Origin of the sequence: Aneurinibacillus sp. Ricciae_BoGa-3 (assembly GCF_028421645.1) — a bacterium.
In the GTDB taxonomy this organism is placed as follows: domain Bacteria; phylum Bacillota; class Bacilli; order Aneurinibacillales; family Aneurinibacillaceae; genus Aneurinibacillus_B.
The window spans coordinates 2,176,096-2,192,218 of the sequence record NZ_CP116887.1; the positions used below are offsets into that span (position 1 = coordinate 2,176,096).

12 protein-coding genes are annotated in these 16,123 nt (G+C 44.4%); all 12 read left to right on the forward strand.

The window, feature by feature from the left end; all coding sequences use genetic code 11:
• Positions 1–24 precede the first annotated feature (24 nt).
• The 12 genes from PP175_RS11100 (at position 25) to PP175_RS11155 (ending at position 15,993) form a co-directional block, all read left to right on the forward strand.
• Complete coding sequence (locus tag PP175_RS11100; protein ID WP_272442837.1) at positions 25–1,896, forward strand: TRAP transporter large permease; 1,872 nt, start codon at positions 25–27, stop codon at positions 1,894–1,896.
• 100 nt (positions 1,897–1,996) lie between these two features.
• The gene (locus PP175_RS11105) at positions 1,997–3,166 is read left to right on the forward strand and encodes an iron-containing alcohol dehydrogenase (protein ID WP_272442839.1); all 1,170 of its coding nucleotides are present in this window, start codon (positions 1,997–1,999) and stop codon (positions 3,164–3,166) included.
• 22 nt (positions 3,167–3,188) lie between these two features.
• Positions 3,189–4,688, forward strand: coding sequence for an aldehyde dehydrogenase family protein (locus tag PP175_RS11110; RefSeq protein ID WP_272442841.1), 1,500 nt, complete (start codon positions 3,189–3,191; stop codon positions 4,686–4,688).
• 159 nt (positions 4,689–4,847) lie between these two features.
• Positions 4,848–5,987 (forward strand): acyl-CoA dehydrogenase family protein, encoded by a 1,140-nt coding sequence (locus PP175_RS11115; protein ID WP_272442842.1) that lies wholly within the window; start codon positions 4,848–4,850, stop codon positions 5,985–5,987.
• Between the two features lie 10 nt (positions 5,988–5,997).
• Positions 5,998–6,645, forward strand: coding sequence for an RraA family protein (locus PP175_RS11120; protein ID WP_272442844.1), 648 nt, complete (start codon positions 5,998–6,000; stop codon positions 6,643–6,645).
• A 15-nt stretch (positions 6,646–6,660) separates the two neighbouring features.
• A complete protein-coding gene (locus PP175_RS11125; protein WP_272442846.1) occupies positions 6,661–8,232 on the forward strand; it encodes an acyl CoA:acetate/3-ketoacid CoA transferase in 1,572 nt (523 codons plus the stop codon).
• 23 nt (positions 8,233–8,255) lie between these two features.
• Positions 8,256–9,998, forward strand: a complete 1,743-nt coding sequence (locus PP175_RS11130; protein ID WP_272442848.1) for an FAD-binding protein — start codon at positions 8,256–8,258, stop codon at positions 9,996–9,998.
• A 4-nt stretch (positions 9,999–10,002) separates the two neighbouring features.
• Positions 10,003–10,770 (forward strand): enoyl-CoA hydratase/isomerase family protein, encoded by a 768-nt coding sequence (locus PP175_RS11135; RefSeq protein ID WP_272442849.1) that lies wholly within the window; start codon positions 10,003–10,005, stop codon positions 10,768–10,770.
• A gap of 47 nt (positions 10,771–10,817) precedes the next feature.
• Positions 10,818–11,786, forward strand: a complete 969-nt coding sequence (locus PP175_RS11140) for a 2-hydroxyacid dehydrogenase (RefSeq protein WP_272442851.1) — start codon at positions 10,818–10,820, stop codon at positions 11,784–11,786.
• 525 nt (positions 11,787–12,311) lie between these two features.
• On the forward strand, positions 12,312–13,325 hold the full coding sequence (locus PP175_RS11145) for a Gfo/Idh/MocA family oxidoreductase (RefSeq protein WP_272442853.1): 1,014 nt from the start codon (positions 12,312–12,314) through the stop codon (positions 13,323–13,325).
• A gap of 80 nt (positions 13,326–13,405) precedes the next feature.
• The gene (locus tag PP175_RS11150; protein ID WP_272442855.1) at positions 13,406–14,395 is read left to right on the forward strand and encodes a sugar ABC transporter substrate-binding protein; all 990 of its coding nucleotides are present in this window, start codon (positions 13,406–13,408) and stop codon (positions 14,393–14,395) included.
• Positions 14,396–14,487: 92 nt separating this feature from the next.
• Positions 14,488–15,993 (forward strand): sugar ABC transporter ATP-binding protein, encoded by a 1,506-nt coding sequence (locus PP175_RS11155; protein ID WP_272442857.1) that lies wholly within the window; start codon positions 14,488–14,490, stop codon positions 15,991–15,993.
• Positions 15,994–16,123: the final 130 nt, after the last annotated feature.

The window sequence follows — 16,123 nt, forward strand, 5'->3', positions numbered from 1 at the left end:
TAAAGCGTAAAGGACGGGAACGCTATGAACAATTCGGTTCCACTTATTGAAGCAAAACCGAGATCTGTGAATCTATTAAGTATGTTGAGCCAGGGAATCAACCGGGCAGCCACAGTTATAAGCATTGGATTGATGGTTGCGATGGTTCTCGATATCGCTATGCAGGTTATCTTTCGTTATTTGCTTAATCACTCACTGGCTTGGTCTGAGGAACTGGGACGGTATCTTTTTTTATGGACTGTTTTCCTGGGCAGTACAATTGGTATTAAGAAGAACCTGCACCCATCCTTTGGAGCGGTAGTAAATAAGCTTCCTGTTCGTATCCGTGCTAATGTCATTGTCATTGGCCAAGCGCTTGTGGCAGCATTTTGTGTCATTTTGCTATTGCTAAGCGATAGCTTAATTCCTTCTATTTATTCAACATTGACACCTGCTTTACAAGTACCAATCTCCTATTTTTATTTGATTTTTCCTGTTTTTTCAATCATATCACTGGTTCATATCGCAGCCAACATGCTAGAAAGCCGAAAAGGGACATCACTCTTTGGCTGGATAATTGCGCTCGCTGCTTTTGCTGTTACGGTATATGCTACAACCATTGAGATACCCTTACAGTTTGACTTTTCTTTTATTCTCCTCGTCTCTTTAGTTATCTTGTTCTCACTTGGTTTACCTATTGCTTTTGTTCTCGGCTTAACATCGGTGTTTTTATTTCTGTTTACTTCATCTATACCGATGACGGTTATTGTTCAACGCATGTTTTTAGTTAGTGATAACTTTTCACTCATGGCAATTCCGTTCTTTATGTTAACGGGAGCAATCATGCAAGTTGGTGGAGTAGCTGAGAGGCTTGTCCGTCTTGCAAGTGTTCTAGTTGGATGGGTCAGAGGCGGTCTAGGGTATGCCGATATTCTCGTCAGTGCATTTTTTGCGGACATTTCAGGTTCCGCTGTCGCTGACACAGCTGCAATTGGTTCTGTTATGCTGCCAGGGATGGTTAAAAAAGGCTATGATAAACCATTTGCAACGGCCATTCAATCAGCTGCTGGTACACTTGGCGTTTTAATTCCACCCGGTATCACCATGATTATTTTCGCCATTACCGCAAACGTTTCTGTAACGAAAATGTTTCTGGCAAGTCTGTTACCAGCTTTAATCGTCATGCTTTCGTTTGCGCTTATTATTTTTATTACAGCTAAGAAGCGCGATTTGCCAAGGGAACCGAGGCCTACGGGGAAAGAAGTGTTGTCAGCATTCAAAGGTGCATTTTTCCCTTTGTGGACCCCTGTAATCATACTCGGCGGGATTCTTTCCGGAATATTTACCACGACGGAAGCCGGGGTTATTGCTGTATTTTATACGATCATCATTTCAGTCTTTCAGCGAAAATTAAGTTTGAAGTCGCTTTACCACGCGTTTGTAGACGCTATCAATTCTACCAGCAGGGTTATGTTAATCGTGGCAAGTGCCTTTATACTTGGGTGGCTGCTGGTTGTGAGCCAGCTTTCTCAAAACATCGCGCATTTCCTGTTTAGTCTTTCAGATAACCCATACATCATCCTGATTATTATAAACATTTTCCTTGCCCTTGTTCATGTGGTGTTGGAAACGAATTCAACGATCCTTTTGATTGTGCCAATTCTGTTGCCGATACTCGGAAACATCGGAGTTGACCCGATCCATTTTGGAATTTTAATCCTGATTAACTCAGCCATTGGCTTATTGACGCCTCCCATCGGGATCATCCTGTATATTGCAAGCGGTATTACCAACATTCGGGTTGAAGCGTTAGCCAAAGCTGTCGTTCCGTTTATCTTGATATTGGTGGCAGATTTAATCCTGATCATTGTATTCCCGGATATTGTATCCTTTCTGCCTAATATGTTCGGCAAGTAAGGATAAAAATATTTTGACAAATTAAAAAACAAGTGATATGTTTTAAGTATATTATCGATAATCCATAATCAATAAAAAATAAAAGACGGAGGAATCTATTATGAACTTACTGCTTGATTCTTTTGAATTCGGTGTACATACGCAGATCCACTATGGAATTGGAAAACTTAATCAACTGCCGGAAATTTTAAAAAGTAATAACTATCAGCACGTTCTGATTTGTACGGACCCTGGCATTGCGGGGTCTGGCGTATTAGATAGAATCGAACAAATCTTATCAAACAGTGATATTCAATATACTGTTTTTCAAGAAGTACAGCCTGATCCAACATTAGAAGTGATTGCGAAAGTTAAAGCGGTCTATGAAGAGAATCAATGCGACGCGCTTATCGGTATTGGCGGTGGCAGCTCCATTGATACAGCAAAGGGAGCATCCGCAGCAGTTGCCAACCCGGGTGATCTTGCCCAATATGAAGGAAAAAACAAATTACCGAATCGCGGGCCTGATATCATAGCCATCCCGACGACAGCGGGTACGGGTTCTGAAGTGACACATGCAACTGTGTTGAAAGATACGAAACGTCAATACAAAATGGGGATTTTGAGTCAACACTTGCATCCAAAGGCTGCGATCTTAGATCCTCAACTACTCACAACCTTGCCAAGAGGCTTGGCGGCGATTACAGGAATGGACGCGTTAAGTCATGCAGTTGAATCGTATACTTCTAATCAGGCACAGCCCATTACAGAAGCATTAGGGTTACATGCTATTCGATTAATTGGCAAATACCTTCGTCCTTTTGTTGCGGATCGGACGAATATAGAAGCCGCTTCTAACATGATGCTCGCAAGTACAATTGCTGGTGCTGCCTTTATTTGGGGAAGGGTGGCAGCCGTTCATGCACTGTCCCATCCATTAGGTGGCCGCTATAAAATTCCACATGGCTTAGCCAATTCGATTTTGCTTCCAGTCGTTATGGAGTTTAATGTAAGTTCCAATCTGGAAAAGTTTAAAGAAATAGCCATCCTGCTTGGAGAGAATGTTGATGGATTAAGCACAAGGGAAGCTGCCCTGCGATCCGTTGAAGCCGTGAAACAATTGGTATCCGATCTGAACATCCCGCCAACACTTGGAGCTAATAAAGTTCAATTATCTTCTGAAGAAGCACAGATTGTGGCACAAGAAGCTTTTGATAGCGGGATTGCCCTTGCGAACCCGAAAGTCACAACAGTTGAAGACTTAAAAAATATGCTTGTGCAAGCTCAATAACAATTAAGGAGTGAATGTTTCTATGGATAGCAGTAAATCTTCCATTAGCATTAAAGATCATACATCTGGCAGTAAATTCCCGATTACCATTCAGAATTATATCGACGGAAAATGGGTTCCTTCATCTAATAACCAGACTTTTCAACGAGAGAACCCGGCCAACCCGGCTGAAATTGCCTTCATAGGCCCGAGCTCTACCTTGCAGGATACGAACAGTGCAGTAGAGGCTGCAAACGCCGCATTCTCGGCCTGGTCCCGTACCCCGGCTACTCAGCGTGGCGATCTGTTATTCCGTTTTGCCGCGCTGCTGGACGCTGAACGTGATGTGATAGCAGAAATTATTACGAAAGAGCAAGGGAAAACGCTTAAAGAATCCTTAGGTGAAATTAACAAGACCATTAGTGAAGTCCGCTACACGGCTGGGGAAGCTTCCCGAATTGAAGGACTTACCCTTCCCAGTGAAAGAGCTGGCATCGAAATCAAAACAAAAAGAGTTCCTAAAGGTGTAATCGCTGCCATTTCTCCATGGAACTTTCCAATAGTTACGCCACTGAGAAAAATAGCGCCGGCACTCGCAGCAGGCAATACAGTCGTCTTTAAGCCGGCAAGCATCACAGCGGCTACTGCAACTAAAATTGTTGAACTGTTCGAAAAAGCAGGCCTTCCAAAAGGTGTATTAAATCTTGTTATCGGATCGGGAAGAGAAGTTGGGACGCCGCTGACCGGCCATCCATTAGTGAAAGGCGTTACTTTTACAGGATCTACAGGTGTAGGCTCTACGATATACCGGGTAGCTGCTGAAAGATTGATCGAAACCCAGCTGGAAATGGGAGGTAAAAACGCTGGCATCGTGTATGATTGCAAAGATATCAAAGGCGCAGTCGATCAAATAGTTCCCGCTGCTTTTGCGGCAACAGGGCAGAGATGTACGTCCATCAGCCGCATAGTGGTAGAGCGATCCGTGATGGATAGAGTCGTTGATTACCTCAAAGAAAAATGTGAATCCTACATCATCGGTGATGGCATGGATGCCGAGACTACTTTAGGGCCGCTCGTATCCAGTGACCACTTGGAGACCATTGAAAGTTTCGTAAAGATTGGGGTCCAGGAAGGTGCCACCTTAACGTGTGGCGGAAAACGTGTGCAAAGTGCGACGAACGGTTATTTCTATGAACCTACGATTTTCACCGATGTTACACCTGATATGCAAATCGCTAAGGAAGAGATCTTTGGGCCGGTTCTTGTGGTGATTCCTGTTGATAGTTTCGATGAAGCTATTGAAATTACGAACAATACAGAGTATGGCCTGGCTGCTTCTTGCTTTACCCATAACATGGAATATGCCGATCGATTCGTAAATGAAGTGGAAGCCGGTATGCTCCATGTAAATAATGGAACCATCAGTGAGTCCCATGTTCCTTTCGGTGGGCTGAAGAGCTCTGCGGTCGGTGCTTACTCAATTGGCGTAACAGCTAAAGATTTCTTCACGGACTTAAAAGTGGTTTATTCTTCCTCAAAATAATTCGAATCTCGCAGCACCCGTGACCCTCTGGTACAAAATGTTGCCGAAAGCAAGCATTTAAGTCAGGAGTCGCGGGTGTCTCCAACTCTGCAGTGCCATTAATTCAAGCCGAAACGGCGATACAGTGAAAACCAAGACTTCTAAGGAGGACCGTAAAACATGCTGATGACAGAAACCAACCAATCATGGAGAGACGTGGCTCGTGATTTTGCTTCCAGAAAGCTGAAAATGGCAACTAATTGGCTGGAAGGCGAAGAATTCTGGGAGAATGCCAGGATGCTGGCAGAACAGGGATTCTTAGGACTGACACTTCCTGAAGAATATGGCGGCATGAATCTCAGTCTATTTGATGCCATCCTTATGATTGAAGAATTGTGCCGGGTGTGCCCTACCAGCGGCAGACAGGTGTATCACACAAGCATCGGGGTGACTTCCTTCATTAATCACTTGGGAACGGAAGAGCAGAAACAATTATACCTCCCGCAAATTACTTCCGGCAAATTATATGTAGGGCTTGGGATGAGTGAGCCTGATGCAGGAAGCGCGGCAACAGACCTTACAACCACAGCTATCGAAGAAGGCGATCATTACAGATTAAACGGATCGAAAATATGGGTAAGCGAAGCCCATTTGGCGGATCTGTTTGTCGTCTATGCACGGTTTGGCAACACCGGGAAAGCGTCTGATATCGGTGCCATTTTAGTAGAACGGGGCACCCCTGGTTTTACAGTAGGGGTTCCGGAAGAAAACATGAGCGGTGAATTTCAGTGTGCACTGTATTTCGATGATGCCATCGTTCCTAAAGAGAACGTCTTAACCACACGTGATGCTTTTAAGGCATTGATGGGTGTTTATAACGGCGTACGTCTTGGTTTCGCTGCTCAGACACTGGGTATCACGCAGGCGGCATTTGATCGCACAATTCAATATATTCAGGAACGCAAACAATTCGGTAAAGAAATCTGCGAATTCCAGGGCGTTCAGTGGATGGTGGCGGATATGTATATGCAGCTCGAAGCCGCGCGTACATTACTGTACCGGGCTGGAATGGCCGCCTCTAATAACAAACCGGATAAAAACGCGGCAAGCGTAGCGAAAGTTTTCGTTGCAGAAGCAGCCAAAAAGATTACGGATGACTGTATACAGCTTCATGGCGGTTACGGATTCTCCACCCAGTATCCGTTGGAGTGGTATTATCGCTGCGCCCGGGCTGCGTCTATTGCAGGAGGAACGGTACAGGTTCACCGCACAATGCTTGCTTCCAGTGTTATAGGAAAAAAATTCGATCAAAGAAAGTAGGCGGATAACGATGGTAAGAGTACAGGAAAACAAACACCAACTTGCACTCATTGAAAGGCTCTCACAATTTGATTCAGCGATTGTATCGGATTGTTTAATGGATAATAGCTTTGCCATGGATAACGGGATTAAACCCTTAGCATCCAACCATAAGATCTGTGGGCCCGCTCTTACGGTTCAATGTCCACCACGTGATAATTTAATGCTTCATCTGGCTGTGTCCAAGGCACAGCCGAGAGACGTAATCGTTGCCTCTATGAGCAATCATTACGAAGGGGGAGCATGGGGCGAAATTTTAACCGTAGCCGCCAAGCAGCAGCAGGTAGCAGGACTTGTCGTCGATGGAAGTGTGCGAGACACCCAGCAAATCATAGATATGCAATTCCCGCTCTTTACAAGAGGGATTTCCATCAAAAAAACGGATAAGAAAAATGCGGGGAAGCTTGGTGTTCCTGTAATCGTTGGGGGCGTTACCGTAAACCCGGGCGATATTATTCTTGGAGATGCAGATGGAGTGGTGGTCATTCCTGGTAACCGGCTTGAAGATATTGTCATCAAGGCTGAAGAAAAGGTGAATGCGGAGAAAGAAATCATTGCACAGCTCCATGATGGCCATTTGACCGTCGACCTATTTGATCTCCGCAAATATGACATCTAGCAAAGGGGCGAAACGATGATGCCGTCAGCTTCAAAAAGCAAGCAAGATATTCAATCAAAAGTAATCTCATTCGAGGAAGCTGTCCGTAACATACCAAACGGTGCAAACATAACGATCGGCGGATTGATCTCGGTGCTTTGCCCGGAAAAAGTGATGGCTGAACTTGAAAATCGGTTTATCTCAACCGGGGAACCCAGAGATTTAACCGTTATAACACCTGTGCGAGTTGGCTGGAGCCGCAATGAAAGTACCGGTTTAGAGCATGTTGCCAATCGAGGCATGCTCAAAAGATTAATTAGCGGCAGCTTTAACGTAAAAGAGGGGCCTCGGCTTACCCAAATGATCCGCGATAATGATATTGAGGCGTATGGTTTTTCAATGGGTACGATCTTTCATTGGATACGGGGTATGGCTGCAGGAGAATCTGGCCTCATAACAAAAGTTGGCCTGCATACGTATGTAGACCCCCGCTACGACGGCGGTCGACTTAATGCTAAAACAACTGATAATGTTTCAAAAGTGATTGAAATTGATGGCGAAGAGCACTTATTCTACCCTTCTATTCCTATCCATGCGGCTATCATTCGCGGATCAATAGCAGATGAAAGCGGAAATATCACATTGGAAAATGAACCGGTTACCTTAAGCGGTTTAGAGATGGCGATGGCAGCCAAAGCTAGCGGAGGGTACGTAATCGCTCAGGTGAAACAGGTGGTTGCCAATAACACCCTGCATCCGCGCGATGTGGCCATTCCTGGCATGCTAGTCGATGCCGTTGTCATTGATCCCGATCAGAAGCAAAGCCTGCTTGAAGCTGATGAACCGAGCTGGACAGGGCAAGTTAAATTGCCTTTAGAACAAGTATATAAACCGCTTCCTCTCAATTCCAAAAAAGTCGTCTTAAGAAGGGCGGCTAAGGAATTGCAGGATGGGGATGTCATAAATCTGGGTGTGGGGATTCCTGTAGGGTTGCCTCAATTGGCGATAGAAGAGGGATTTTTTGATAAGGTTACATTTTCCCTCGAGCATGGGGCTGTTGGCGGAATCCCGATGGGTGAGGAGGTTTTTGGCGCCCACATCAATCCTTCCTCCATTATTAGTTCACCTCAAGTATTTGATTTCTACCACTGCGGTGGCTTATCCGCTTCGCTCTTAGGTTTTGCACAAATCGACAGCAGCGGCAACGTTAACGTGAGCATGTTTAATGGGGTGTTCCGCGGTTCCGGCGGTTTCATAGACATCACCCATAAAACCAAAAAGATTATGTTTTGCGGAACGTTAACCAGCGGCGGTTTAGACCTTTCTATTGAAAACGGAAAGATGAAGATTATACAAGAGGGCAAGCACAAAAAATTCATTCCAAAGGTTGAACAATTAACATTTAACGCCCAAATGGCCTTGAAGAATAAACAGGAAGTTCTCTATTTAACGGAACGTGCCGTATTCAGGCTCGAAGAACAGGGATTGACATTAATCGAATATGCACCAGGGATGGACATTGATAGAGACATCCTCGCCTATATTGATTTTAAAGTCAACATCTCACCGGATCTGAAAGAAATGGAAGCCGATCTTTTCAAAGAATAAGGTAAAAAGGAGGGGTGACTACTATGGAAGAAATAAAGATAGCAAAAACGATTGCTACAGATGTTCTTGTGGTAGGCGGCGGTGGTGCGGCGGCTAAGGCCGCCTTAACCGCTTCCCAAAACGGGGCCACTGTACGCATGGCTGTGAAGTCTTCCTGGCTAAAAAGCGGATCAACTGCCACCGCTTTTTCCGAATTGCTTGCGATAGCTGCCGCGATCGGGCATGGAGATGAACGGGATGAACCGGAGATTCACTACCAGGACACCATGGACGCGGGCCGCGGGTTCATTGATCCGAAACTTGTTCGAACACTGGCTGAAGATGCGCCAGAACGGATTAATGATCTGATCGAGTTAGGGCTTGATTTTGATAAGCAAAAAAATGGAAAGCTTGTCCAGGGAATGAGTGATTTCGCCACCTATCCCCGAACCTGCCGCGTTAATGGCGTTACGGCCAGACATATCTTAAACATTATCGCCAGGGAATTGAAAACGAGAGAGGTACCAATTGATGAACAGATGATGGTATTCCAATTGGTAACCGACGAGTACAAGCGCATCGTGGGCGCTATCGCCTTGGATACCGTCAGCAATGAATTCGTATTTTATCAAACGCCATCTGTCATCCTGGCATGCGGCGGCGCGCATTTCCTCTATACATATGGGGTCGGCACCCCTGACATGACCGGTGATGGGTACGCGATGGCCTATCAGCTGGGAATTCCACTTGTCAATATGGAGTTCGTGCAGATTGGACCCGGACTTATTAACCCGCCTGTTACCCTCCTTTCCGGCCCGGTTTGGAAGACCCATCCGATTTTATCTAACGAGATGGGTGAACGTTTCCTGGAGAATAATCTGCCGGCGGAAATCGATGTAAAGGATGTTTATAATCACAAAGCCTTTCCTTTCACCGTTTCCAACCATTCGTTCTACCTGGATACATTAATTCAGCGAGAATTTGAGAAAAACCCTTCTCCACATGGAGGCGTCTGGTGTGAAATGGCACCTGGTTCAGAAGCCATTGTCGAAGAAAAAATGCCTAAGACGAAACGTGTACTTAAGTCGAAAGGCATCGATGTACACACCGACAAATTTGAAATCGGGCTTGTTGCCCAATGTATGAATGGCGGAGCACAAATTTCAACGGTTGACGGCGAAACAGACGTGCAGGGTTTATTCATAGCTGGCGAAACGGCCGGCGGGTTGCGCGGCCCTGACCGCCCAGGCGGAAACTCCCTTGCTGAAGGCCAGATTTTTGGCTACCGAACCGGAAAAGCCGCTGCGGATTATGCTGCAGCAGCCGGTGCGGTGACTGCCTCTGCGGACCTGTGCCAGCAGGAATTGCAGCGCATTCATACGTGGCTTAGGCGCAGTGAAAAGGGTACAATCATTGTAAAGGAAACCATTAATGAACTTCGAAAAAACATGTATCGCAACTGTCTGGTTATTCGAGATGAAAAACGATTAACTGAGTTATGGAACTTCCTGGTTGAAACAGAGCAAGACCTAGAACAGGGCAAATTCGCTGTATCTGCTCAAACAATTAAAGAATCATTGGATTTACGTAACATGATCATTACCGCTAAATCTATTGCGTTATCTGCCCTTGAAAGAAAAGAAAGCAGGAGCTGCCATTATCGCGAGGATTTCCCGCATAAAAATGATTCGAACTGGAAAAGAAGCATTCGAATTGTCAAGAACGAAAACGGCATGACTTCCGAATTGTATGAATGGCCAGCAGAACAAAAAATTGGGAGCTTATAGAGATATGAATGTTCATGTATCGATTCACGGTGGAATAGCGGAGGTTTGTCTCGATCACGCCCCCTTAAACATACTCTCTGAGCAAGTCAAGGAAGAGATCACCCATACCTTTAAACGCATTGCCAACGATTCATCAGTTCGTGTGATCTTCTTCCATACCAATGGCGATCATTTCTGTTGTGGTGCGAACTTGAAGGAGTTTCCTGAACGCATTCAGAACAAAACCGCGGGCGATGTGTGGCTGCGCGGGCACGAGATGTTAGCATCCGTCATCGATACGCCGCAGCCCACGATTGCCTATATACAGGGCAAGGCTTTAGGCGGTGGGGCAGAGTTAGCCAGTGCGTTTGATATCCGTATTTTTTCTTCGAAGGCACAGGTGGGGTACCCGGAAGTGCTTCGCGGCGTTTTTCCGGGCAATGGCGGGCTCGAACGATTAATTGCCATTGTTGGACATAGTTATGCCATGAAACTGGTGTTAACCGGCAAACCGATTGCTGCAGGTGCGGCTCTGCAATGCGGCCTGGCTTCTGAAGTGGTGTCGGATTTAGAAGGGCTGCGCTATACGGAAGAACTTGCACAATATATGGCCAATTTGCCAGGGGTAGCCCTGCAAACGATCAAGCAAGCCGTTAACATGTACGATGCCGCCCCTGAATCATTTATTGAAGCAGGGAAAGACCTTTTTTACGGTGTTCATGAAACGTATGATGTAAAAGAAGCCGTAAGTGCCTTTATCGAAAAGAGGACACCTCATTTTCTCCATCAATAAGAGAGCTCAACCGTTTGCGGTCTATCCCCTTTCAAAGGAGTATCGTTATGAAGCCAAAAATTTATGTCACGAGAAAACTGCCTGACGTGATTATCAGTTATTTATCGAATGAATGTGAGGTAAGAATGTGGGATAAGGAAGACGAGCCTGTCCCACCCGAAATTTTAGCGGAAGAGATAGAAGAAGTGGATGGATTGCTGTGCCTCCTTACTGAAACAATAGATGAGCGCCTGCTAGGCAAAGGCCGCAATCTGAAGGTTGTAAGCAACATGGCGGTTGGCTATAACAACATTGACATTCAGGCAGCGAAAAGTAAAGGCGTTCAGGTTACCAATACGCCAGGTGTGCTTACCGAGACAACCGCAGACCTTACTTTTGGATTGCTCATTGCGACCGCGCGCCGATTTGAAGAGTCAATCAATTATGTGAAAGAAGGAAAATGGAAGACGTGGTCTCCCATGGGTTTAACAGGCCAGGATATATTCGGAGCAACCCTTGGGATTATCGGCATGGGGGATATTGGTGAGGCTGTTGCCAGTCGAGCCAAAGGATTTAAAATGAATGTGCTGTACCATAATCGAAAGAGGAAAATCGCAGCAGAAGAAACGTTAGGTGCCGCGTACCGTGAACTTGACGATCTGCTTACAGAATCGGATTTTGTAGTCGTCTTGACGCCATACACCCCTCAGACGCATGATTTAATTTCGTATAAAGAATTAGCACTGATGAAGCCCACCTCCATTCTTATTAACACGTCGCGTGGTGGCATCGTAAACGAAGAGGCGCTATACCAGGCCTTGCTGGAAAAGAAGATATATGCAGCTGGGTTGGATGTCTTTGAGCAGGAACCTGTATCGCTCACTCATCCACTGTTACAACTCCCTAACGTTACGGCTCTTCCGCACATTGGGAGCGCAAGTGTTACCACGCGAATGAAGATGGCGAAACTTGCTGCTTTTAATCTGCTTGAAGCTCTTCAGCATCGCACGCCTCCTAACCTTGTGGTTACCGTTTAACGTGTACACCCATTCATGCCATGATGTGCATTTCCACATAGGGAATTCTCCACTCACATTAGAGAGCTTTCTCTTCTTACAACTGCCTGCTATAAAGCTGCCCAGGCAGTTTTTTTGTGCCTATTTGAACGGCAATCTTATCGTATCCGCAGATTTTATGTTAAAAAAATTCTGTAAATTATAATTAAATAAATTTTTTTTAACAAAATAGTATTGCAATCTAAATTATCACCGTTTAAAATAGAAAACAAGTTAGAGAAAGCGCTTGCGCAAATAAACCAATTATGGGTATAGAACAAATTAGGAAATAGTGACTGTATGAGAGGAGGCGTGAGCAAAATTGGCATAGCAGCACCCGTTTATGGAAGCGCTTTTATACCAGATGAATGTTAAATGCTTTTAAAAGTTGAAGGGTTGGTTGTACATATGGTTTGCACAATTAACGGCTGCCATTGCCTATTAACAAAACAATGATTTTAATTAGCAAAAATTTTTAAAAACTTTTTAAAAAAGGATGTGTTTAATTTGGGTAAAATCCGTTGTGCTGTCCTAGGATTAGGGCGCCTTGGTTATCATCATGCGAAAAATATGGTTACACAAGTCCATGGTGCTGAGCTCGTTGCTGTGATAGACCCAGTGCCCGGAAGAGCTGAACAGGTGGCAAGAGAGTTGGGTGTACAAAAGTGGTCAACCGACCCTAACTTTGCCTTTGAAGATCCAAACATAGAGGCCGTAGTTATCGTCACACCAACAAGTACCCATGCAGAGATGATACAGAGGGCAGCTATATGCAAAAAACAAATTTTTGTAGAAAAGCCTCTAACGCAAACCATTGAAGAAGCAGAAAATACTATTAACACAATCAAGGAAAATAACGTAAGTTGTCAGGTTGGATTCATGCGAAGATTCGACCCCGCCTACGCTGATGCAAAAAGAAGAATCGCCGCTGGTGACATCGGAAAACCGATCTACATGAAGGGAATAACACGGGATTTGGAGTGCCCTCCGGCTGAATTCATCAAACATAGTGGCGGTATTTTTCTTGACTGTTCCATTCACGACTACGATATTGCCCGATATTTAATGGGAGCAGAAATCACCTCTGTGTCAGCCCACGGAAGAATTTTGAGAAATCCGTTTATGAAAGAGTTCAATGATGTGGATCAGGCTCTAACATATGTTGAATTTGATTCAGGGGCGGCGGGAGATATTGAAGCCAGCCGCAACGCCTTATACGGACACGACATTCGAACTGAAATTGTTGGCACAGAAGGTTCCCTTTTCATAGGTACGCTTCGCAATCAACATGTTACGTTCTTAAACACAACTGGAGCGACCCACGAAATTGTACCTGATTTTCAAACCCGTTTCAAAGACGCCTACGTATTAGAACTTGTTCATTTCATTGATTGTGTCCAAAACAACGTGAAACCGGCTGTAACCGAGGTCGATGCAAAAATTAATATGGAAGTGGCATTAGCCGCCACGCAATCATTCATAACGGGCAATCCGGTACGCATTGAAAAAATTCATGCTTAAATACGCCTATAGTGCAAGCGATCTCTCAATCGGTAAAAGTAATAGGCTGCTATATTGTTAAATTTTTGAGGGGGTCTATCATGCTATTTTCAAAGAAAAGTCTATTATTCGCGTTGGTTATTGGCTGTCTGCTTGTTTTCACTGGGTGCGCAAGCAAAACGTCTAACACATCAGGTTCAGCGTCGGGATCAAGCGGCCAGGGTCAGAACAAAAAAGTTGTGATTGGCGCTGCCCTTCCTGATTTTAGTGATAAATGGCTCAGCTACTTGCAGGATGGCATGAAAAATTACCAGAAAACACAACCAGATGTGGATGTAACGTATGTTGATGCACAAAATGATGCAAGTAAGCAATTAGCACAAGTAGAAAATTTCATTTCTCAGAAAGTGAATGCCATTATGATTGTTCCGGTAGATACAGTTTCTGTAAAAGATATGGTCAGCCAGGCAAATAAGGCCCACATTCCAATTGTTGTTGTTAACCGCATGTATGATGGGGTTGATAAAGCTACAGCTTACGTTGGTTCCGAATCTGTGAAGTCAGGCATCATACAAATGGAAGCGATTGCAAAAACACTTAATGGCAAAGGAAACATTGCCATTATGAATGGACAGATGGGCCAGGAAGCTCAAATCAAGCGAACAGAAGGGAATAAGCAAGTCGTTGCAAAGAATCCAGGCATGCAGATTGTGTTAGAAGGTACAGGATCCTGGGACCGAGCTAAAGGCATGACACTGATGGAAAACTGGCTTCACTCCGGCAAGAAAATCGATGCTGTTGTATCCAACAACGATGAAATGGCGATTGGAGCCATCATGGCTGCCGAAGCTGTTGGCAAACAGAAGGATATTCTTTTCGCAGGAATCGACGCGACACCGGATGCACTCCAATATGTAAAATCCGGCAAATTAAAAATAACCGTGTTCCAAAATGCAGGAGGACAAGGAAAAGCTGGCCTTGAAACGGCTATCAAAGCGGCAAAAGGGGAAAAAGTAGAAAAGTTCAACTATATTCCGTATGAATTGGTAACAAAAGACAATGTAGAAGAATATGTGAAGAAATGGCAGTAATCTAGCTGCCTTAACTGAAAGGGCATTAGAAAGGCATCTCCGCCACAGTGCCCTTTCAAACTTCTCTATACTACCGGAAATGGGGGAAGGGTATGCGGACAGAGTATATTTTACAAATGGAAAACATAACGAAAGAGTTTCCAAGTGTAAAGGCGCTAGACAATGTGCAGCTAAAGGTAAAGAAGGGCACTGTGCATGCTTTAATGGGGGAAAACGGAGCTGGCAAATCAACGCTGATGAAAATTTTAATTGGCATTTATACCCCTGATAAAGGTGTTGTTACTTTTAACAACGAGGAATTAAAACTATCAAATATCAAAAATGCTCTTGATAAAGGGATTTCCATGATTCATCAGGAACTCAGCCCAATACCCCACATGACTGTTGCTGAAAATATATTTTTGGGTAGAGAACCCAGCTATCCATTTTCTGGTTGGGTCAAAAGCAAAAGGCTTGTAGAAAAAACACGAGAACTTTTTGAGCGATTAAATATTGACATTAATCCAAATGCAAAGATGGCAGAATTAAGCATCGCAAACACACAGATGGTTGAGATAGCAAAAGCGGTTTCATATGAGTCGGAATTAATCATTATGGATGAGCCAACTTCTGCCATAACCGAAAAGGAAGTTAGCCACTTATTTGCTATTATCCGGGCCCTCAAAAAAGACGGCGTATCCATCATTTACATTACCCATAAAATGGATGAATTATCTCAAATTACCGACGAATTCACTGTGCTTAGAGACGGGAAGTATGTAGGAACCAAACCTAGTGAACATATTTCAAAAGAACAGCTGATCCAAATGATGGTAGGCAGGGAATTAAATCAAATATTTAATAAGAAGCCGGCAGAAATCAGAGATGTAGCTCTCTCAGTCAGGAATATATCAAAAAAAGGAAAATTTGAAAATATCAGTTTTGAGGTGAGAAAAGGCGAAATCGTAGCATTCGCCGGGCTGATGGGTTCCGGAAGAACTGAAACACTAGAAAGCGTTTTTGGCATTCACCCAATTGATTCAGGTGAAATTTACATTCATGGTAAAAAAGCTGCGATTCGCTCTCCACGCGATGCAATAAATTACGGATTGGGTTTATTGACTGAAGATCGAAAATCAACGGGATTATTCCTGCCGCTATCCGTTCAGGACAATATGATTACTGTGAATATAGATAGATATTCGAAACGAGGTTTCCTTAACCACAAACGAATTAAAGCTGATTGCACAAAGCAAAACAGCCAGCTGGCAATCAAAACGCCAAGCTTAAACCAAAAGATACAGTTTTTGAGCGGGGGCAACCAACAAAAAGCACTCATTGCAAGGTGGCTGCTTCGTGATCCTGAAATATTGATTTTAGATGAGCCGACAAGAGGGATAGACATAGGCGCCAAATCTGAAATTTATAACCTCATTTTTAAACTGGCGAGAGCAGGAAAAGCGATTATAGTCATCTCCTCAGAGCTGCCGGAAGTTTTGGGTGTCAGCGACAGAATTATCGTCATGCATGATGGAAGAAAAACGGGTGAATTGGAGCGAGAAGATGCGACACAGGAGAAAATCATGCAATTGGCGACCGGTGAATTAGTGACCAATTAACCTAAGAAGATTTTGGAGGGAATAAAGATGAACAGCGAAGTTACATTTGTCAGCGAAAACCAAAATGTCACTGAAACTAAAAAAAGTGCTGGGATTAGCCGGAACAATTTAAAAGGAAGGCTTTCACAGG

Bases quoted from the DNA above. Each gene is read 5' to 3' on its own strand.
- PP175_RS11110 (WP_272442841.1), top strand. From the start codon at position 3,189: ATGGATAGCAGTAAATCTTCCATTAGCATTAAAGATCATACATCTGGC.
- PP175_RS11125 (WP_272442846.1), top strand. From the start codon at position 6,661: ATGATGCCGTCAGCTTCAAAAAGCAAGCAAGATATTCAATCAAAAGTA.
- PP175_RS11105 (WP_272442839.1), top strand. From the start codon at position 1,997: ATGAACTTACTGCTTGATTCTTTTGAATTCGGTGTACATACGCAGATC.
- PP175_RS11115 (WP_272442842.1), top strand. From the start codon at position 4,848: ATGCTGATGACAGAAACCAACCAATCATGGAGAGACGTGGCTCGTGAT.
- PP175_RS11120 (WP_272442844.1), top strand. From the start codon at position 5,998: ATGGTAAGAGTACAGGAAAACAAACACCAACTTGCACTCATTGAAAGG.
- PP175_RS11100 (WP_272442837.1), top strand. From the start codon at position 25: ATGAACAATTCGGTTCCACTTATTGAAGCAAAACCGAGATCTGTGAAT.
- PP175_RS11155 (WP_272442857.1), top strand. From the start codon at position 14,488: ATGCGGACAGAGTATATTTTACAAATGGAAAACATAACGAAAGAGTTT.
- PP175_RS11130 (WP_272442848.1), top strand. From the start codon at position 8,256: ATGGAAGAAATAAAGATAGCAAAAACGATTGCTACAGATGTTCTTGTG.
- PP175_RS11150 (WP_272442855.1), top strand. From the start codon at position 13,406: ATGCTATTTTCAAAGAAAAGTCTATTATTCGCGTTGGTTATTGGCTGT.
- PP175_RS11135 (WP_272442849.1), top strand. From the start codon at position 10,003: ATGAATGTTCATGTATCGATTCACGGTGGAATAGCGGAGGTTTGTCTC.
- PP175_RS11140 (WP_272442851.1), top strand. From the start codon at position 10,818: ATGAAGCCAAAAATTTATGTCACGAGAAAACTGCCTGACGTGATTATC.